Origin of the sequence: Paenibacillus xylanexedens, assembly GCF_001908275.1 — a bacterium.
Taxonomy (GTDB): Bacteria; Bacillota; Bacilli; order Paenibacillales; family Paenibacillaceae; genus Paenibacillus; species Paenibacillus xylanexedens_A.
In genome coordinates this window covers 4,512,504-4,531,620 of sequence record NZ_CP018620.1, presented here as the reverse complement: position 1 = coordinate 4,531,620, position 19,117 = coordinate 4,512,504, and the positions used below count along the sequence as shown (strand labels likewise).

Genomic DNA, 19,117 nt, shown 5'->3' with positions numbered 1-19,117 from the left:
TAATTGTGCTGGGCCGTTTTATACCAGTTGAAGCAGGCTTTCGTTAAGCAGCTGGGCTGTTTCTTCCATTAACTTCTCTCCGATCAGATGCACATGGCGCTGTGTCCAGGATTCGAGCGTTGTTCCTTGTACCCACTGATTAAAAGCACCGAGTGCCGGACCACAATATACCTGAAAGTCCACCCTGTGCTGATGATTCTCATCCCCCTGAAGCGCCAGTTTGGCGGAGTGCTCCAGATACCATTTGAAAATAACGGCCATTCTGGCCTTGGGACTACGTTCGGCAAGTGCTCTCTCCTGGGTCGTAAGAACGGATTCCATCTCCGCGTAAATGCTGTCAAAGCTCCTTTTGAAATACTGCTCCTGAAGCCTTGTTTTTGTTTTCTCATCGATCTCGTCAATGCTGTCGTACTGGCGATACAGCTCATGCAGTTTGTTAGCACGCGCAGGAAAATAAACGCCTTTCTTCAGCACCTGTACTTTTCCTCCCAGTTCAAACATGCCTGCTGCGGGCGCATATCCGGTATCCTGAACGTTGATTTGCTGAAGCAGTTCCTTTACGAGTTGGCTAGTATTGGCTTCGACCGTACATTGATTAATCGAGCCGGTCAGAATAAAATCTGCCCCCATGACAAATACTGCTGCAGCCGCCTGGGGTGTACCAATACCCCCAGCTGCACCGACCCGGATTGTTTTGGCGTAGCCATGCTTTTTCATCATCTGATTGCGCAGGGACAGCATGGCAGGCAGCAGGGTCATGGATACTGCACCATCGGTATATCCGGCACAATCGGCTTCTGCACAAATGTCATCCGCCATCGGCAATTGCCGCGCCCATTGGGCCTGTTCAGCGGAAATACGTCCTTCCACCAGCAATTGGTCCAACATATGTTGCGGAGCTGGACTCATAAACAGCTCTGCCACCTCTGGACGAGAGCATTTGGCGAGAAGAAGATGAGATGAAGCCACAGTACCATCGGATCTGCGATAGATTCCTTTGACCCGATAGTGGACAAGTGCCGGAGTCATGCCCAGAAATCCTTTTGCTTCCATCCTGTTCAGGCCTAATCTAAGCATTAACTTGATCATCTCTTCCTCGCGCTGAGGGTGGAGAGGATCATGAAGCACATTTAATCCCCAGCAATGTTGAACAGGCAATTCTTGGCGGATGGACATCACCGCCTCTTCCACTTCTTCAACGCGCAGTCCACCTGTTCCGAGAAAGCCGACCATACCCGCTTTTGCAAGTGTTGTGATCATTGCCACAGATGAAATGCCGCCAAACATTCCTCCCGCAACGTACGCCAGCCTGGCACCATAATCCTGCCTGAATTCTGCGCTGCCCATCCGTTCAGATTGGAAACGCTGCGAGCTGCTGAACGGATGGGCAGCGGTCTCAGACACTCCCATTGATACATCCTTAGGTACGTCCTTTATCACTGCGGTTGAAGCCGGAGGCGGTTCAACAGATAATTTCTCCACAAAAAGTGGCTGAGCCTGAGCCTGGATAGCCTTTACGAGTTTGCTTAGAGCGGTCCCGGGTCCAATCTGTACAATGTCGTTAACCCCTTTTCCCATCAGATATCGAATGGTGTCGGTCCATTGCACGGAGGACGTCAACTGCTCCACCATGTTGTGTTGCAGATGATCGATTGTATAGGGTCTTGCCCCAACATTGGAAATAACGGATAGCGTCGGGGCAGCAAACTGAGTTTGCTTGAGATATGCAGCAAATTGCTGCTTGGCTGCTTCCATATATCTGGAGTGAAATGCGCCGCTCACATTCAAGATGACGTAATTGGATGCACCTTCCTGCTCAAACACAGACTTCGCCTGGACTAGCAAGTCCTGCGGACCCGAAATAACGATCTGACTGGGACTGTTCATATTAGCGATATCCAAGTGGTCAAGGCCATGCTGCGAAAGAATCTTACCCACAACATCCGAATTCAGCCCGATCACAGCTGCCATCCCACCGCCCTCTGCCCTTCCCATTAATTCACCGCGGAACTGGACGATACGTAGTCCGGTTGCAAAATCAAACACGCCTGCAGCCAGCAACGCATTAAATTCACCCAAACTGTGTCCCGCTACATAGTCCGGCTTCCCCTGTTGCTCAAGTTCCCTGTAGTACATCAGGGCATTGACGGTGTACAGGGCCGGCTGGGTGTATTCCGTACGTTTGAGTCGGTCTCCGGGGTCTTCAAGACACAGCTCGCGTATGGAATATCCCAATATTTCATCTGCGGTGCGGACCAGGTCCGGATAAAGATTCCAAACGTCGTGCCCCATGCCCTTGAACTGCGAGCCTTGCCCTGGAAATACATAAGCCCTCATGTTCTGCTCTCCCCTCTGAATGTTCATGGACGGCTGTTGATATTGCCTGGCCACGCTCTCCAATTGTTCCTTATCCCTGTAAAAGGGAGATAACAAAACGACTGCCGCTGATGAAGCTTGTTTGTCTGCAAGCCGCTTCACAAAACCTGCAAGCGTACCGCCCGGACTGATATCGATATAGTGATGCGGTCCGGCAGATTCAAGCTTTTGTATTGCTTCGCGAAAGAGAATTGGTTTTCGCGCAACCTGCCAGAAGTGATTTTGTGCAATTTGGGCAGCCTCCCCTCCAGTCATACAGGAGATTAACGGTATATGAGGGGCGGCAAATGTAAATGCCTGCAAATCCGCCGTGTATGCTGCTTCTGCCCTATCAATCCATTGAGAATGATAGGCAAATGAAACCGGGAGCATCTGACTTAGCACAGCATGCGATGTGAGCCACTCCTGTGCTTTTGTCAGTGCATGCACCGGTCCGGAAATAACAAAATGCCCGTCATAATTGACGGACACCAAGGTACAATATTCAAATTCCGGAAGTTCCGGATATAGAGATGCATCTCCCAATATCGCTAACATCGCGCCAGAAGGGCAATGTTGCTCGAATCGTATTGCCTGCTTCATAACACAGCGCAAGCCATCTTTTGCACTGAATACGCCCGCAATGGCAGCGGCGGCAAATTCCCCGAGACTGCTGCCAAGGACGTAATCAGGGATCACGCCACGAGTCAATAACGATTGGGCAAGTGCATATTCCACCATATAGATGGCGGGATGCGACAGAATGGTACGTTCGAAGCGGTCCTCATCGGTTGACGATTCGCCGTACATATACTGGACGATTGACTCGCCCCCGCATTCCAACACCGTTTGATCCAGAGCAAGCATCGTTTCCCTGAACAATGCATCCTGCTCAAACAGATCCTTCCCCATCTGCGGATATTGCGATCCTTGTCCAGAAAACATAAAAACAACGGAATCGCTCAGTCTGAGCACCTCCTTACAAGCACATCAATAGACATATCAAATAAACTCCGCTATCCCCGTTGATCAGGGACAGAAGGTTGTAATTTAACGCATAACTATCATTATATGTGCATTTTCCTATCTTCAACGTGCCGAAACAACGATTGAATTAGTTGAAAAGCTTGTTGAATATACTATAATCAATTTTGTAATTTTTGTAAATGATGGATTTTGTAAATGTAGTCATTGCATATCGTAAAATGATGAATAACATCGTATTTTAAATATAAAAATAGAAAAATGGTATGGATTTATATTATTTATTTTCCATAAATCAGAATATCGGAATGATTCAATAAATAAATAACGATCAAATAAATGACAATTGATGTTACTTTTATGCTTTGTCTAACTGAAGAAAGCTATATTAAAGCTTCCGCTGTTTTTGCATATGTTAACGAACTTTTTAAACTTTTTCATCGGATCTATAATTGTCAGATTAACAGTTGCTTTTATCTGACCACATCGCATTTTATTTAGTAAAATAAAAAAGCCGCTATAATAGCGACTTCAACGGGAACATGTTCTTGTTTTCGATATTTTTTTTCATCACTAACCGTAATAAAATTAACCTTGATGGTCCATTTACCTGAATAAAACAAGAGGTATCTCCTCTATCCTAGCTTACTTAATTAACTTATTTACAGTGATCATCAGTTCATCCAAAACTTTGTGATCGCCTTCTGAAATGCGTTCAATGACACAGCTTTTCATATGATGTTCCAAAAGCTGCTTTCCTACGCCATTCAACGCGGATTGAATGGAGGCAATTTGGTGCAACACGTCATCACAATACGTATCCTTCTCAATCATTCCTTTTACTCCACGCACTTGCCCTTCAATCCGATTCAACCGGCTAATTAATTTTCGCTTTGTACTCTCCGAATGATGGCTTTTCCGCTCGTTTGAAGATGTATGGTCACATGAGGCGGCCTCAAGTATCGTATCATCCATGTAGATCAACTCCTTTATTAACACATTACCATCCCCCCCTACCCTATGTAAAGGGAGCAAGAAGTATCATGGTACGTGCTAAGAGAACGGCTTGTCAGGCGCCATTGCTCCACATGCCCACAAGCGATGCAAGTATCTTTATCTATGCAGTATATTAGACATATTATCCCTCCTGCCTCCTGCAACGATATATCAGTCAAAGGTATTTTATTATTAAGAATAACCCCAGTCGGAAGTTGACCGGGGTCATAACAGTTACTTAACTAACTCACTGATTTCAGTGAGATTTTCGGCAAAGCCTACAAAAACCTTATCTCCAATGACAATGGTTGGAACAACCTGTTTTCCAGTCAACTTCCAGACTTCCTCAGCGTACTTGGCATCTTCTTCACAATTGTAATCCGTATAGGGAAGCTCATGCTCTTTAAAGTAACGTTTAGCATAATTGCAATCGCTGCAGGTTGGGATTGAATAAATCTGAATGGATTCCGTCATGCCCAATTACTCTCCCTTGTATTTCAATATATATTACGCTCCGATGTTATATCCTTTTTTACGGATCGCTTCTTCAATTTCAGCGATTTGAACTTTAGATTCGTCAAATCGAAGTTCTACTGTTCCTTGTTCAAAATTAACGTGGCCTTCAGCGCCAAGAGCGCTAATTGCACCTTCAATTTTAGATACACAAGAACGGCAAGACATACCTTGAATTTTTACAGTTGCTTCTTTCACTGTTTTCACCCCCTTTCAAGCGTCATAAACTTCAAGTTTTCCAGTGTCATTCGATTAACGAATTTGCTGAACTTTTCTTTGCCTTTTGCATGCATCTTATAATAATCAATAATTGCGGTAACGAATGGAATAAGCTGATCCTCCGTTAATCCGGAATGTAGCAGCTTGGCGAAGGAGGGTTTAAGCCCCTTCGACTCGCTACCAACATAAACATCGAACTTATCGCGCATCTTTACGATCCCAATATCCTTAATCAACGGTTCACTTGTGCCTAAGGCGCATCCAGCATATCCAATCTTGAGTGGTGCAGGCGTATCGATACCGGAAATGGCCTGATTTAAATTTTTGGCTGTTTCCATGCCTGCTTCTTCTGCACCTCTACAAAAGTTGCAAGCGATCAGACCTTTGGTTACAAATCCTGCAGGATTTACTTCAAGTCCGTGATTCTCAAGTTCATTTTTGATCTGATCTCGTTGTTCAATCGATACTTCTACGTAGAGTTGCTTAAAGGGTGTCATTTCCACTTTTGAATCTGGACCAATAATCGCGCCGATTTTAACTAGTTGCTCCGGAGTGAATAAGCTTCCACCAAGTTGGATTGCTGGACTAATCGCTATTTTAATTTTATTTTCCATGCGCATACCTCTTTACTCACATTACATCTACTACGAAAGGTACTGTAAAGACTTCCCCATCATGTTGGAATTGGCCCCAGATTTTATAGATTCCGCTATGCGGGAAGGAGGTCATAAACTCCGCTTTTGGACCTGTTGCCTTTTCCTCTGTTGGATGAACATGCAGATATTGCTCTGCATCCTCAGAAAGGATAACAACATGACCTACAGCACCGAGGTATTGTTCAAGATTATTAATCCCTTCGTTCGTTGACGCATCCATGATATTAAAGGTCAGATTTACGTCGTTGTTGGCCTTTTTGGTACTCAATGAAAGTTCGATTTTTTTACCATCCACTTCTTTTACAAGGTTGGAATCCGCTTGAACAGGCTTTTGGGCTTTTTCTTGTCCCCCAACGTTCACCCATTCACTGAGTGTAGTACTCGCTCCACCTTTTGGAACAAAGTCGGCAAGGATTTTGTATTCGCCACCGGCTGGAAATGAAGTTTCAATCGCAAACTTTCCATCGCCTTTATAATCAGGATGAATGTGATTAAAGTAAGAAAGATCTTTACTCACCACGATAAGGTGCATTCGTTTTTCGTGGCCCATTTCAAATTCATTAACCGGATTTCCATCGGCGTCCGTGATTTGGATTGTCAGATGCGAATTTTCATTGGCCTTCACATCTGATGCAAAGGAGAACGAGGCTTTAGGGCTACTTGCTGTTGAATCAGCGTGAGGCCCTGCATGATCATGACTCGCACCTTCAGTTTCAGAATTCATCTCAGTATGATTCATACCACCATGTCCATCTGTATGTGCACTTTCTTTAGAGGTTCCGCAAGCAGACAACACACCGAAAGCTAAAACACCGGTTAACATTAGCATGATTTTTTTACTCCTCATCATCATTATGTTCGCTCCTATTCTAGTACATTGACTAGTGACGTACTTTTACGCGTTGCAATCGCAGGGCGTTTAGAACGACGGATACCGAACTCAAGGCCATCGCTGCGCCTGCAACCCATGGTGCTAACAGACCGATAGCTGCAATAGGGATGCCTAAAGTGTTGTAACCAAGTGCCCAGAACAAGTTTTGCTTAATGTTGCGCATGGTCTTACGACTCATGTAGATAGCATCAGGAATACTGGATAGATCGCCGCGCATGAGTGTTACATCAGCTGCTTCCATCGCTACATCTGTCCCCGTACCAATCGCCATACCAATATCTGCAGTTGCCAAAGCCGGTGCATCGTTGATACCATCGCCAACCATCGCCACTTTTTTACCTTGAGATTGCAGTTTTTTCACTTCTTCCGCTTTTCCTTCCGGCAAGACCTCTGCACGAACGTGGTCAATACCTACTTGAGCAGCGATGGCTTTTGCTGTCCGTTCATTGTCACCTGTAATCATAATGACCTGAATGCCCATTTCTTTCAGACGGCTCACTGCAGCTTTCGAAGTTTCTTTAATCGTGTCCGCTACAGCGACCATACCTGCATATTGACCATCAATGGCAACCAGCATCGCGGTTTTGCCCGCTTCTTCCAGACGTGACATCGAATGATAAGCTGCTTTTGCATCGATATTATACTTTTCCATCAGTCGACGTGTACCCACGAGTAGCTGTTTACCTTCAACCATTGCCTGGATTCCGAAACCCGGAAATGCTTCAAAGGATTGTGTTCCTGGTAGTTCGATATTTCGTTCCTGGATGCCCACAACGATGGCTTCTGCAAGTGGATGCTCAGAATTTTTCTCTGCAGCTCCAACAAGTTTCAGGAATTCATTTTCATTGCCAAGAGCGACGACGTCAGTCAATTCAGGTTTACCTTTTGTAACAGTACCGGTTTTATCCAGAAGGATCGCATCAATTTTATGTGTCTGTTCCAGATGTTCCCCGCCTTTGAACAACACCCCTAGTTCAGCCGAACGACCAGACCCCGCCATAATGGATGTTGGGGTTGCAAGTCCAAGTGCACAAGGACATGCGATAACAAGAATCGCAATTGCTTTTTCTAACGAACCTGCAAAATCGCCTGGTGTAACCCAGAAGTACCAAACCACAAAAGCAACTATTGCAATCCCTACAACGATCGGGACGAATATGCCCGAGATCACATCGGCTACCCGCTGAATTGGTGCTTTTGATCCCTGAGCTTCTTCAACAACTTTAATAATTTGTGCAAGAGCGGTTTCTTTACCTACTTTGGTTGCTTTGATCCGAAGAATACCATTTTTATTAATCGTAGCTCCAATCACAGCATCTCCGACTTTTTTCTCTACTGGAAGGCTTTCACCCGTAAGCATGGATTCATCTACAGATGAAATTCCTTCCAGCACCTCTCCGTCTACAGGTACTTTATCTCCTGGACGAATAAGGACAACATCTCCTACAATGACTTCATCCACTGGAATGGTAAGTTCTTTGCCATCCCGAACCACTAATGCCGTCTTCGCCTGCAGACTCATCAGTGATTTAATAGCCTCTGATGTTCGGCCTTTAGCAAGTGATTCAAACAATTTACCCATAAGAACCAATGTAATAAGGACCGCACTCGTTTCATAATAGAGGGATGGACCATGATGCATCCCGTCAGCCATACTTGACCATTGAATGGTCAAATACAAACTATAGAAGTAGGCTGCAGAGGTACCAAGTGATACCAACACATCCATGTTGGCACTCCCGTTTCGGAGAGCCTTATACGCACCCACATAGAACTGTCTACCAATATAAAATTGTACTGGTGTAGCCAGAATTAGTTGGAACCACGGATTCATAAACAATTCCGGTACATAGATCCATGAAGTGAACGAGAAGTGACCTACCATAGTCCACAACAACGGCAAGGAAAGAATGGCCGAAATCAGTAATTTCCGTTTTTGATTACTCAGTTCTTTAGCACGATGGTCACTTGCACCACCACTGGAACCGTCTGCCTTCACGATCGCCGTATAACCAAGTTTTTTCACCTTGTTTTTCATGTCTTCGATGGAAACTTCACCAGGGGAAAATTCAACTCGGGCAGTTTCCATGGCGAAGTTTACTGAAGCGTTAGTCACGCCGGGCAGCTTGTTCAGGCCTTTTTCAATTTTGTTCGCACATGCTGCACAGGTCATGCCTTCAAGATTGAATTGCGCAACTTCTGAAACGGAACCATATCCAAGTTTTTTGATTTTTTCCTCAAGTTCTTTCATTTCCACTTTCGTGGGATCATACGTTACACTTGCCTTTTCCAAAGCAAAGTTAACATTCGCTGATGTGACCCCGTCCATTTTGCCGAGGCCTTTTTCGATTTTGTTTGCACAAGCTGCACAGGTCATACCTGTAATTTGTATACTCGACTGTTTTGTCTGAGCCTCTGCTGTTGCCACAATTACTCACTCCCCTCATCGTCCATTGCTTACGCTACTTCGTAGCCTTGCTCTTCAATAACTTCTTTAATTTGCTCCAAGGAGACTTGATTTTTATCATACGTCGCTTCAACCGAATCATCACTGAGGTTCACCGTGCCACTCACTCCGATTTCTTTCAGAGCACCTTCGATGGAGTTTACACAATGTTGGCAGCTCATACCTTGTAGATTCAAAACAATGTTTTTCATCTTATTTCGTCCCTTCTTGTGGGTGATTTTTTGGTTTAGTTTGACCTAAACGATGGGCTAAACTCTCGAGGCCAGTTTTTCAGGTCTCATCAAGCTCTTGTACAATACAATACCCCCCTACCCTATATGGACTATCTTTCTCGTTAGATCAATGAATTTATGGATAGAAGAACCGATTATTTATACGCTGATTGGTAATCGGACCATGTTCTTGTCCTTGACTTGGGAATAAAGCTTGTACCGATAAAACAAAAAAGCCGCTATAATAGCGACTTCAACGGGAACATGTTCTTGTTCCTCGATATAAAATTCCCTTATTTATTGTTGGATGTTACTCCATCCGCTTACATCACATTGTCCATAATCATTATCACCCACAGCAACCATCGTACCATCCGATTTCAGTCCAATCGTATGGGCACACCCCGCCGAAACAGCTCGAATTTCGTACCAGCCACTTACATCGCATTGGTGATGTTTATTCGAACCCACAGCAACCATCGTACCGTCGGACTTAAGACCAACAGTATGATAACTCCCTGCTGCAACTGCTACAATATCGCGCCAACCGCTTACATCGCATTCACCATCATTATTTCTACCCACAGCCACTACCGTGCCATCCGATCTAAGCCCAACAGTATGAAGATACCCCGCCGAAACAGCCAATATGTCGCTCCAGTCGTTTATGCTACATTGGTTATACTTATTGTTACCAACTGCTGTTACCGATCCGTCTATTTTTAGACCGACTGTATGCCAGTCACCCGTCGTGACCGATACAATATCATGCCAGTTGCTCACGTTGCATTCACCTTCATTATTTCGCCCCACCGCAACCACGGTGCCATCTGATTTAACCCCAACCGTACGGCACCAACCTGCCGAAACGGTTACTATATCACGCCATTCGCTTACATTGCATTGGTCATGCTTATTCCAACCTATAGCTGTAACAGTCCCATCAGATTTAAGACCAACGGTATGTGCATTACCGGTGTTCGTAGCCATATGAACATTACCAACCGCAACTGCGACAATATGGCACCAATCGCTTACCTTACATTGACCGTGTTTATTATCACCCACAGCTATTACTGTTCCGTCAGATCTAAGAGCAACGGTATGACGGCGACCCGCCGCTATGGTACAGTTACGGAACCGTTTCGTCTCAAAAACAGCTTCATTCCGTGAGTTGTAGTCCATATCTTTCTCCCCTCCACCAATTGAAAATCCGCCGTTAGTTCAATTGTAAGTCATAAAGTTTGTTGTTAAATCGCACTGTTACAAAAGAAAGGCTCGCACAGGCAGGGTATTCTTACTTCCCTGCCCAATACGAGCGTCTACGTCCAATTGCACTCAAACGGTTGCTCCGAATGTGTACTTTTAGCAATCGTTTCATTTCATGTGGCGATAGTCTAATAGATCCTTCAAATTTGAGATTTTCTGCAGTAGCTTTTCCCCGACATTGGTTTCCCTCACCAGTTTCCGTGCCAGTTCTTTGTCCACCAATCTTTTTAGAGATAATACGTCCGTTCCGTTACATAACACATCTTCTTTTGAGTTAAATTTCTGATGGGCGACGAGCTGCATGCCAAAGGAATTGTACAACAAGGTATATCCGGCAATGCCCGTTGTGGATTGATAGGCTTTGGAGAAACCGCCGTCAATCACGATCATTTTTCCGTTTGCTTTAACAGGGCTCTCTCCACGACTTTCTTTGACTGGCGTGTGACCGTTAATGACATGTCCATGATCGGGATTCAAATCAAACTCCTGTAAGATTTTTCGACAGGTCTCTTCATTTTCACGTAAATGGTAGTAAGGATTTTTTCTCTCCTTATGTGCTTCTTTATCTTGGATAAAGTACCGTTCAAAAGTGGTCATTTCTCTCTTTCCAAAGAGCGAGGAGCACTCCCCTGTCCAGATGTACCATACCATATCCGTCGCCAGATCTTCTGTCTCTTCCGGATGCGCAAAGGCGTAACGTAAATAATCTTCAAAAACATCAAGCAATTGACGGCCCGCATATGTCTTGTCTTCAATCTGCATTTCTTCCATATTTCCTTCTTCATCCAAAGGAATGCAGCCGTGGATTAACAAATTCCCGTTGTATTTTAAATAAAGGCTGCCCTTTTTCATGAGAAAATTCATATGTCTGGCCATCTTTTCGGAATGCTGAACGGAGAACAGCAGCTTTTCCATCACCTGGCGTTCTTCCTCCAGCAATTGTTCAGGCTTCTGCGGATTTACGGTTGCAAAACAGGTGTTTTCCAGCAGGTACGTTTTACCGCAGATGTTGATTTCATTGTTGTCGTAATCAATCTGCTCCAGCAAAAGTCTTTCAGACATATTAAAGTATGGGCGTCTCTTGATAATCGGGATTTCAAGTTTAAACTGAATCATGGCAATGGCTTGGTGAATTTTGGTGATCTGCAGAATTTCCTGCTCTGATACATTATGGCCAGCCTGTAGCTTAGGTCTGAAGGGCGGATTGTCTTCATAATATTTCTCCGCCAGGTTTAGCAGTGGGCGCAGATTGATTCCGTATACATCTTCAATGATGTCCAGATTGTCGTATCTGGCGCAGATCCGAATAATATTTGCAAGGCAGGCCAGAGAACCCGCGTAGGCTCCGATCCAGAGGACATCATGGTTACCCCACTGAATGTCTACAGAATGGTAGTTGATTAGTGTATCCATAATTTTATCAGGGTACGGCCCCCGGTCATAGATATCTCCAACCACATGAAGATGGTCAACCACCAGGCGCTGTGTCGTATAAGCAAGGCCGATAATGAGATTGTCCGCCTGGCCCAAGGATATAATTTGCCGATATATTTCCTCGTAATAAGGATCCTTATTGTTGGTCGAATCCGTCTTGTATAGAAGCTCTTCTACAATATATACATATTGCTCCGGCAGCGCTTTACGCAATTTTGAGCGTGTATACTTGGAAGAGGCATAAGAAATAAGCTTAAGCATGTGTTCAATTGTTAGTCTATACCACTGGTTCAAAGCCTGTTTATTGCTCAGTTCCCCTATAACCAGCTGTATTTTTTCTTCCGGGTAATAAACCAACGCCGCAAAATCATTGATTTCTTGATCCGTCCAAACCTCCCGGAATAATTCTTTGATTTTCTCTTTGACGGTACCCGAACCGTTTCTTAGTACATGTTGAAAAGCCTGGAACTCCCCATGCAAATCACTGACAAAATGCTCGGTTCCTTTCGGGAGATTGGAGATCGCTTCAAGGTTGATGATCTCTGTTATGATTTTTTCTTCCGTATCATATTTCTCGGCCAATAAATCTAGAAACTGCTCATCCAAAACAGATGTCCCCCTTCAAGGAAGTATGGTGTTGTATAGCCGGGTCCAAAAGCTTTAGACCTATATCAAATTACACTCTATACTTTGCATTGATTATATGATAATTATCAGCAACGCCTTCCCCCATCATACTCCAGTTCATCATATATGAACAAATTTCATTGAATGGATTTTGAACGAAACAATGTTTGTAAAAATAAAAAAGCCGCTAAAATAGCGACTTTCAATGGGATCATGTCTTTGTCCCTCGACATTTTTTAACTAACTGCTATTTTACACAATGAAAAATAAACGATCTATTCTCAGAATTTGCTTCTTTAAACTCCCAATCACCGTATGTTTCAATTTTTGAGAAACCTATTTGTTTCAGCGACTCATCGAATTCTTCTTGATTTCGAAACCTCAGCTGCATTTTTTCATGAACTAACACTTCATCTGTTTTTGTATTTTTTACCATTTCGTAGAAAGTGTAAATATCTCCCTCAAACCCTTCATATTCTGTATAGATTTCTAAAGGATCTCCGTTTAGTCTATCTTTAGCTAAGTCAGGAGTTTTGTCCTTCTCCCATTCTTCCCATACTTTTACCAAAGGGTTTCTTGTATCAAAAATAAAGTGACCCCCATTTTTTAGGGATCGGAATACGTCCGAGATTACCCGCTTCCAACTATCATCTGTAAGAAATACCTGTGCAACATTGGCTGTCATGATTACCGCATCATAGGTATTGGTTTGTAAATCCGCACTATCACCTATAATCCAATTCACATTTCCAGAATTATCTTTACTTCTCGCCATTTCAATCGCTTCTTCATTGGGATCTATAGCGGTAATTTTATAACCGCACTGAACAAGATGAGTGGTCCATCTTCCTGTTCCACAGCCCAGGTCAGCTATAGATTCTACTTGTAATCTCTTTAACAATGCAAGGAAAAATTCATCATCTTTTCCCCAATGGTTAATCTGGTCGTATACTAATGGAATCATATATAATGTCTCCCCACTTTCAACAGCGTTTACTGTGCTCAACAGTTTGATGCCTCATACATAAACTATACAGTTTTAGTCTCATTCAGTGAACCAATAACTTCCCTGGTTGCTTCTATGAAAGATAACATGATTGGTGAAAGCCACTTGTCTTTATGCCACAACATCTGTGTATATACCTGCAAGTCCGAAATTTGCGATGGGAGGACAACAAGTTCTCCACGTTCAACTTCAGATTTCGCGACGATCTCAGGAAGAAAGGCAATACCGATTCCTGAAATTGCACATTGTTTAATGGCTTCAGCACTTTGAAACTCTAAATATGTAATGCTATCAATGCCCTCTTTTTCAAATGACCGATCAAACATCGTTCGATAGGGACAACCCTTCTCATTTGTCAGGAACACTTCTTCATGGAAATCTTCCAATTGCAGCACCGTTCGTTTGGCGAGTGGGTGATCTGGAGCTGCTAACAATCGGAAATGTTCTTCCAGCAAAGGTTCCACGGAAAGTCCACTCGAGCGAATAGGTTCATCCAACATATAAACAATATCCGTGGTTCCCTCAAAGAGCGTTTGCTTGAGCTCTTGATTCGGCACTGAGCGGAAAATTAGGCGAACTCCCGGATGCTGCGAACGAAACCGTTGGAAGATAGGTGGAAGCCGGTAGGAGCAAATAACCTCATTTGCACTTATCGTTAAGGTACCACTTAGTTTTTCATTATCATGGACAGCACTACGAGCTTCGTCCATTTTTTCAAGAACACCTTGGGCGTGTGTTAAAAAGCGTTTACCCGCAGTTGTGAGCGCGAGTTGCTTGCCCAACCGATCAAAGAGGCGAACACCTAGCTCATCTTCCAATGCTTTAATTTGCATCGTGACGTTGGAAGGAACGTAGCTCAGCACTTCTGCTGCCCGCGTGAAATTCAATGTTTTTGCAACCGTACAAAACGTATTCAGTTGACGCAATTCCATCCAATGATCCCTCCTTCATCTTTCAATTTTATTGAATACTATCTTGAATTCTATTCACTTTTATTGAGAGTATCACAGCTCTATACTGAGTACAAGAAATCACAGTGAACCTGTGGTTTTTCATTTTGAAGGGAGCAATTATACGATGGATTATGAAATTTTTAATTTGGGTGATGTACTCTTACAATCAGGAGTGACGTTACCAAACGCTTATCTCGCTTATCAAACTTACGGAAAATTAAATGAACAGAAAGACAATGTTATTGTCTATCCAACGGCTTTTGGAGATCAGCATGTTCAGAATGAATGGCTCATTGGCAGCGGGATGGCACTTGATCCAGAGAAATATTTTATTATCGTTTCCAATTTGCTGGGCAATGGACTCTCTTCCTCTCCCAGTAACACGCCTCCTCCATTCGATCGCGCTAACTTTCCACAGGTAACCATCTATGACAACGTACGTTTCCAGCACCAACTGCTGACCGAAAAATTCGGTATTGAAAAGATTGCTCTCGTTGTCGGGTGGTCGATGGGTGGTATTCAGGCATTTCAATGGGGGGCAAGTTACCCGGAGATGGTCGAACGAATCGCACCTTTCGGAGGCATCGCCAAACCTTGGCCTCACACATTTGTGGTCCTGGAAGGCGTGAAAGCTTCATTGCTATCTGCTGTCGGCTTCGACTCAAGTAAATTAAACCAACTAAGTTCGACAGACATGCGTGCCGTTGGTCGGGTGTATGCGGGATGGGGATTATCACATGCGTTTTATAGAGAAGAGCTATACCGTGAGATGGGATTTGACACATTGGAGGATTTTGTAGCTGGTGTCTGGGAAAATAGCTTTATGAATATGGATCCACATAATGTTCTAGCCATGTTATGGACAGGACAACATGCAGATATCAGTGAAAACCCCGCCTATAACGGAGACTTTGATAAAGCACTTCAGAGCATAAAAGCTTATGCCTGTATCATGCCGGGAAGCACGGATCTCTTCTGCACTGCGGCCGATAATGAATACGAAGCTAAGCGTATACCTAATGCTGTCTTGAAACCAATCCACTCGATCTGGGGCCATTTTGCCGGTCGTGGAATCAACAGTGCCGATAATCAATTTATTGATGACAATCTAAAACACTTGTTGTCACTTAGCACTAATGAATAGATCGTCACTTGCTTTAACGAATTCAGTGAACAGAAGCGTTGATCTTTAGGAGGGAGAGCTCCCCCAAGCAGTGGTGTTGTTGAGTGATGATGTAGAAATTAAGGAACCAGCAATAATGAAGTTGAGGACCTTATTCCGATGTTTCTTTTGCATCCTCTGCCAGTCTCATTTCTATGTCTTTCATCTTTAGTTCCACCTTATAACTCACTCTGGTTGCCATTACAAACACACCTCCAAGATGATCTCCCTATCTTACGACAAGGTTTCATTCTCTTGAAGGTGTGTTTGATTAATACATATTCCTAATGATTATAACTACAATTAAGTAAGTACAGTCATCGCCTCTCTTGTGAATGGAACCAGATCATCAGTACGTCCTTCTTGAATTTTCTTAGCCCATTCAGGGTCGACTAGAAGAGCACGGCCTACAGCAACCAGATCAAACTCATCATTCTGAAGTCGTTGTACTAATCCCTCTATACCGACGTTACTTGCGCCTTTACCTTCTGTAAACAGACTTGTAAAGTCACCATCAAGACCAATCGATCCAACAGTGATTGTCGGTTTACCAGTCAGTTTTTTGGTCCAACCAGCAAAATTCAGATCAGACCCTTCGAATTCCGGCTCCCAGAAACGGCGTGTGGAACAGTGGAAGATATCGACTCCAGCGTGAACCAACGGTGCGAGAAGCTGCTCCAGTAATTCCGGTGTTTCAGCCAATTTAGCCTGATAATCATCTGTCTTCCACTGAGATAAACGCAGTACAATCGTGAATTCCGGTCCCACTACTTCACGGCAAGCCTCTATCACTTCAACTGCAAAACGTGTGCGAGCCATCATATCTCCACCGTAACGATCCGTACGAGAGTTGGTTTTCTCATACAGGAATTGGTCGATCAGATAGCCGTGTGCTCCATGGATTTCAACACCATCGAACCCAACGCGTTTCGCTTCTGAGGCTGCTTGTGCGAATTCCTGAACGATTGTAGCGATCTCAGCTTCCGAATAATCATTAACATGACCTTTGGCTCCCATATGCCAGATCTGTGGAATAATTCGACCACCAGCTTCATGTACTTCAGATACAACATGTGCCCAACCATTCATTGCAGCTTCGCCATAAAAGTGCGGCACATTGGCTTGATTGGATGCATCCGGATGATTAATTATTGTCCCTTCTGTCACTATAAGCCCCACTGCGTTCTCTGCTCTGCGGCGGTAATAGCCCGCAACATTCGAACCCGGGATACCGTCCGGAGAAAATTGACGCGTCATCGGCGCCATCACGATCCGATTGGATAACTTCAAGTGACCTAACTCTATAGGTTGGAACAATGCTTCTACGGATTGAGAATAATTCATAATAACCTCCACATATTTCGTTTTATATAAATTGACCTAGGAGATGTTAAACAGCAACCAGCCTGGTTAACAGCTAGACGTTATTTCCAAATGAATCAATACACGATTTTTAACGAAAAGCCCCACCTCCTTCAAGGTTTCGTGGTGTATTAATCCGCCTTTAATTATTTTTGACTTCGTAGTCAAGAATTTCACAAAAAAAAGATCAAGACATGATCATGCCAAATGAAGTACGCAGAACCGTCTCGATCTGTTCACGGGATGAACCTGATTTCTCCATAACTCTCACACCAAGAATGGTGTTATTTAGATAAGATGCAAGCTCTATACTCGTATACCGGTTGGAAATTAACTGTTGATACTGGCCACTACTTATGATCTTCTCTAATACCAGTTGAATCTCTTCTGCCATGAGCTCAGCTTCGCGTGTGACCTGCTCGTCATCTGTTCCGAATTCGAGTGATGCATTCACAATTAGACATCCTTGGCAGCTAGTTTCATCGTCTAAAAGGGAATATCGTAAGGTATCCAGTTTATCAACGGGAGACGAATCCAGGGCTTCAATCTCTTTCAGTTTCGCTATAACCTGTTCACGGTAAAGTGCCAGCGCCTTCAGGAACAACGATCGTTTGTCTTTAAAAACACAGTACAAACTTTGCTTTTTGACTCCTGTAGTACGCGTAAGGTCCTCATAAGAAGTTGCTTTGAAGCCTTGATTCCAGAACACTTCCATAGACTGGTGTAATACACGATCGACATCAAATTCTCTTGGTCTGCTCATGGGATTAATGTATCAGTTATTGACCATGTAGTCAAGAACTGATCATTTTACATCAGCACCGATCCTCCCAAAAGTGTGAAGACGGGTTCTTCATATGTCCGTTTTTAATAGTCCTTACATTAAACTAAACACAAAAGAGAATGTTTATCCCCATTCATTTCCACTACCCCATTGAATGCGGTCTAACTCTTCCGGTAAGCAGCCTTGTGAAAAGCATTGATATAACGAAACAGTGCTTCACCATCATCAGGCACATGCGTACTTGTATCCAGTGGCAGCATCATTGCCTGATACGGCTCTGGCACCATTCTATATTGATGGACATAGGAGGTTAGGATGAACCCGTTGCGTTGCCAGAACTGAATGCGTTCCTGATGAGACTCCGTTGTCCCGAACTCCGCCTCGATAATCATACCTTTGATCCGGTGTTCCCTTAACGCCCAGGCTCTGAGCTGCTCTAGCATCCAGGTCCCTATGCCCCACCCACGCAACTTCTGTTCAACCGCGAGGTAATCGATGATCAGAATGCGGTCCGCAGCCTTCCCCTCCAGTCCAGTAACAGCCATCGCAACCACTTCACCATGATGCACGCCCATGTGTAAATTACCAATTTTCCGGTCCAGCATACTGCGCAGAATCGCTTTTGTCTTAGCACCGCTTTGAAAAGCCTCATGATAGATTCGCTCCATCCGTGCCCACAATGCTTCATCCCACTCCTCTATAGTCGTAAACTCTAATTCCAGCATCTCATTCGCCTCCAGCTTTAATTCAGATTTATCGTGATCACCCTTCTCTTGCCTGACGATAGGCACTCTACTGCCTAGTTCTTTTATACTTCCTTTGACGAATTCTGCGATTCTGAAGACTGTAGCATGTCTTTAATCTTAAAAGTTTATGTTTTTATCGTTCGCATACCTGGCGTATATTCACAAAATTCATCTATCCTGCCCGTCAGCGTAATAAGCATTAACTTTTAATATCTTCTTTAGTCTTTTGTCTATATCGAATTATGGAAAGAGGTAAATTAACTACTCCAAGAATAAAAGAAGAGCCAATGGATATCCATTGAGATATTGAAGGATAATTCGGTTTTCCGTCTCCTACAGGTCCTATTTTGGGTTGGTGGCTATCCCACAAAACATATAAGAGACCAACAGCAGGTAACAATATGCAAATTACACTTGCAACTATATGTAACACATACTTGTTCAATCCTACCCCTCCATTTATTGTATTCATGTCTTGAA

Annotated in this window: 17 protein-coding genes; 1 reads left to right on the top strand and 16 read right to left on the bottom strand. The window is 43.8% G+C overall.

The genetic code is table 11. The annotated features are described in order from the left end of the window. Positions 1 to 18: 18 nt before the first annotated feature. The 12 genes from fabD to BS614_RS19950 all read right to left on the bottom strand — a co-directional run bounded on the left by fabD (position 19) and on the right by BS614_RS19950 (position 14,562). Positions 19 to 3,267: an ACP S-malonyltransferase gene (gene fabD / locus BS614_RS20005; RefSeq protein ID WP_244898168.1), complete on the bottom strand. Its 3,249-nt coding sequence runs from the start codon at positions 3,265 to 3,267 to the stop codon at positions 19 to 21. Positions 3,268 to 3,984: 717 nt separating this feature from the next. After that, on the bottom strand, positions 3,985 to 4,314 hold the full coding sequence (locus tag BS614_RS20000) for a metal-sensitive transcriptional regulator (protein WP_047843212.1): 330 nt from the start codon (positions 4,312 to 4,314) through the stop codon (positions 3,985 to 3,987). Positions 4,315 to 4,569: 255 nt separating this feature from the next. After that, a complete protein-coding gene (locus tag BS614_RS19995; protein WP_074095290.1) occupies positions 4,570 to 4,809 on the bottom strand; it encodes a glutaredoxin family protein in 240 nt (79 codons plus the stop codon). 33 nt (positions 4,810 to 4,842) lie between these two features. Continuing rightward, entirely contained in the window at positions 4,843 to 5,046 is a 204-nt protein-coding gene (locus BS614_RS19990; protein ID WP_074095289.1) for a heavy-metal-associated domain-containing protein, read from the bottom strand. Between the two features lie 5 nt (positions 5,047 to 5,051). Further along, complete coding sequence (locus BS614_RS19985; RefSeq protein WP_210436943.1) at positions 5,052 to 5,681, bottom strand: NAD(P)/FAD-dependent oxidoreductase; 630 nt, start codon at positions 5,679 to 5,681, stop codon at positions 5,052 to 5,054. A 16-nt stretch (positions 5,682 to 5,697) separates the two neighbouring features. Next, positions 5,698 to 6,576, bottom strand: a complete 879-nt coding sequence (locus BS614_RS19980; RefSeq protein ID WP_342351872.1) for a hypothetical protein — start codon at positions 6,574 to 6,576, stop codon at positions 5,698 to 5,700. A gap of 28 nt (positions 6,577 to 6,604) precedes the next feature. Further along, entirely contained in the window at positions 6,605 to 8,992 is a 2,388-nt protein-coding gene (locus BS614_RS19975) for a heavy metal translocating P-type ATPase (protein ID WP_244898347.1), read from the bottom strand. A gap of 80 nt (positions 8,993 to 9,072) precedes the next feature. Next, positions 9,073 to 9,273 carry a cation transporter gene (locus BS614_RS19970; protein WP_074095286.1) on the bottom strand — a complete coding sequence of 67 codons (201 nt, stop codon included), beginning with the start codon at positions 9,271 to 9,273 and terminating at the stop codon, positions 9,073 to 9,075. Between the two features lie 318 nt (positions 9,274 to 9,591). Further along, positions 9,592 to 10,479, bottom strand: a complete 888-nt coding sequence (locus tag BS614_RS19965; protein ID WP_074095285.1) for an RCC1 domain-containing protein — start codon at positions 10,477 to 10,479, stop codon at positions 9,592 to 9,594. A 192-nt stretch (positions 10,480 to 10,671) separates the two neighbouring features. Continuing rightward, the gene (locus BS614_RS19960; protein WP_074095284.1) at positions 10,672 to 12,603 is read right to left on the bottom strand and encodes a fructose-1,6-bisphosphatase; all 1,932 of its coding nucleotides are present in this window, start codon (positions 12,601 to 12,603) and stop codon (positions 10,672 to 10,674) included. A gap of 268 nt (positions 12,604 to 12,871) precedes the next feature. Continuing rightward, positions 12,872 to 13,588, bottom strand: coding sequence for a class I SAM-dependent methyltransferase (locus BS614_RS19955; protein WP_074095283.1), 717 nt, complete (start codon positions 13,586 to 13,588; stop codon positions 12,872 to 12,874). A gap of 65 nt (positions 13,589 to 13,653) precedes the next feature. Further along, the gene (locus BS614_RS19950) at positions 13,654 to 14,562 is read right to left on the bottom strand and encodes a LysR family transcriptional regulator (protein ID WP_074095282.1); all 909 of its coding nucleotides are present in this window, start codon (positions 14,560 to 14,562) and stop codon (positions 13,654 to 13,656) included. A 145-nt stretch (positions 14,563 to 14,707) separates the two neighbouring features. Between BS614_RS19950 and BS614_RS19945 the strand changes: the two genes are divergently transcribed. Then, positions 14,708 to 15,727: an alpha/beta fold hydrolase gene (locus BS614_RS19945; protein WP_074095281.1), complete on the top strand. Its 1,020-nt coding sequence runs from the start codon at positions 14,708 to 14,710 to the stop codon at positions 15,725 to 15,727. A gap of 321 nt (positions 15,728 to 16,048) precedes the next feature. Here BS614_RS19945 and BS614_RS19940 read toward each other — a convergent pair whose 3' ends face one another. The 4 genes from BS614_RS19940 to BS614_RS19925 form a co-directional block, all read right to left on the bottom strand. Then, positions 16,049 to 17,089, bottom strand: coding sequence for an NADH:flavin oxidoreductase (locus BS614_RS19940; RefSeq protein ID WP_210436942.1), 1,041 nt, complete (start codon positions 17,087 to 17,089; stop codon positions 16,049 to 16,051). A 205-nt stretch (positions 17,090 to 17,294) separates the two neighbouring features. Next, entirely contained in the window at positions 17,295 to 17,870 is a 576-nt protein-coding gene (locus BS614_RS19935; protein WP_074095280.1) for a TetR/AcrR family transcriptional regulator, read from the bottom strand. A 182-nt stretch (positions 17,871 to 18,052) separates the two neighbouring features. Then, positions 18,053 to 18,616 carry a GNAT family N-acetyltransferase gene (locus BS614_RS19930; protein ID WP_074095279.1) on the bottom strand — a complete coding sequence of 188 codons (564 nt, stop codon included), beginning with the start codon at positions 18,614 to 18,616 and terminating at the stop codon, positions 18,053 to 18,055. 220 nt (positions 18,617 to 18,836) lie between these two features. Then, entirely contained in the window at positions 18,837 to 19,082 is a 246-nt protein-coding gene (locus BS614_RS19925) for a hypothetical protein (RefSeq protein WP_074095278.1), read from the bottom strand. Positions 19,083 to 19,117: the final 35 nt, after the last annotated feature.

Coding starts and splice junctions, on each gene's coding strand:
- BS614_RS19975 (WP_244898347.1), bottom strand. CDS start 8,992: ATGACCTGTGCAGCTTGTGCAAACAAAATCGAAAAAGGCCTCGGCAAA.
- BS614_RS19970 (WP_074095286.1), bottom strand. CDS start 9,273: ATGAAAAACATTGTTTTGAATCTACAAGGTATGAGCTGCCAACATTGT.
- BS614_RS19980 (WP_342351872.1), bottom strand. CDS start 6,576: ATGATGATGAGGAGTAAAAAAATCATGCTAATGTTAACCGGTGTTTTA.
- BS614_RS19930 (WP_074095279.1), bottom strand. CDS start 18,616: ATGCTGGAATTAGAGTTTACGACTATAGAGGAGTGGGATGAAGCATTG.
- BS614_RS19940 (WP_210436942.1), bottom strand. CDS start 17,089: ATGAATTATTCTCAATCCGTAGAAGCATTGTTCCAACCTATAGAGTTA.
- BS614_RS19945 (WP_074095281.1), top strand. CDS start 14,708: ATGGATTATGAAATTTTTAATTTGGGTGATGTACTCTTACAATCAGGA.
- fabD (WP_244898168.1), bottom strand. CDS start 3,267: ATGGGGAAGGATCTGTTTGAGCAGGATGCATTGTTCAGGGAAACGATG.
- BS614_RS19995 (WP_074095290.1), bottom strand. CDS start 4,809: ATGACGGAATCCATTCAGATTTATTCAATCCCAACCTGCAGCGATTGC.
- BS614_RS19950 (WP_074095282.1), bottom strand. CDS start 14,562: ATGGAATTGCGTCAACTGAATACGTTTTGTACGGTTGCAAAAACATTG.
- BS614_RS19955 (WP_074095283.1), bottom strand. CDS start 13,588: ATGATTCCATTAGTATACGACCAGATTAACCATTGGGGAAAAGATGAT.
- BS614_RS19935 (WP_074095280.1), bottom strand. CDS start 17,870: ATGAGCAGACCAAGAGAATTTGATGTCGATCGTGTATTACACCAGTCT.
- BS614_RS20000 (WP_047843212.1), bottom strand. CDS start 4,314: ATGGATGATACGATACTTGAGGCCGCCTCATGTGACCATACATCTTCA.
- BS614_RS19965 (WP_074095285.1), bottom strand. CDS start 10,479: ATGGACTACAACTCACGGAATGAAGCTGTTTTTGAGACGAAACGGTTC.
- BS614_RS19985 (WP_210436943.1), bottom strand. CDS start 5,681: ATGGAAAATAAAATTAAAATAGCGATTAGTCCAGCAATCCAACTTGGT.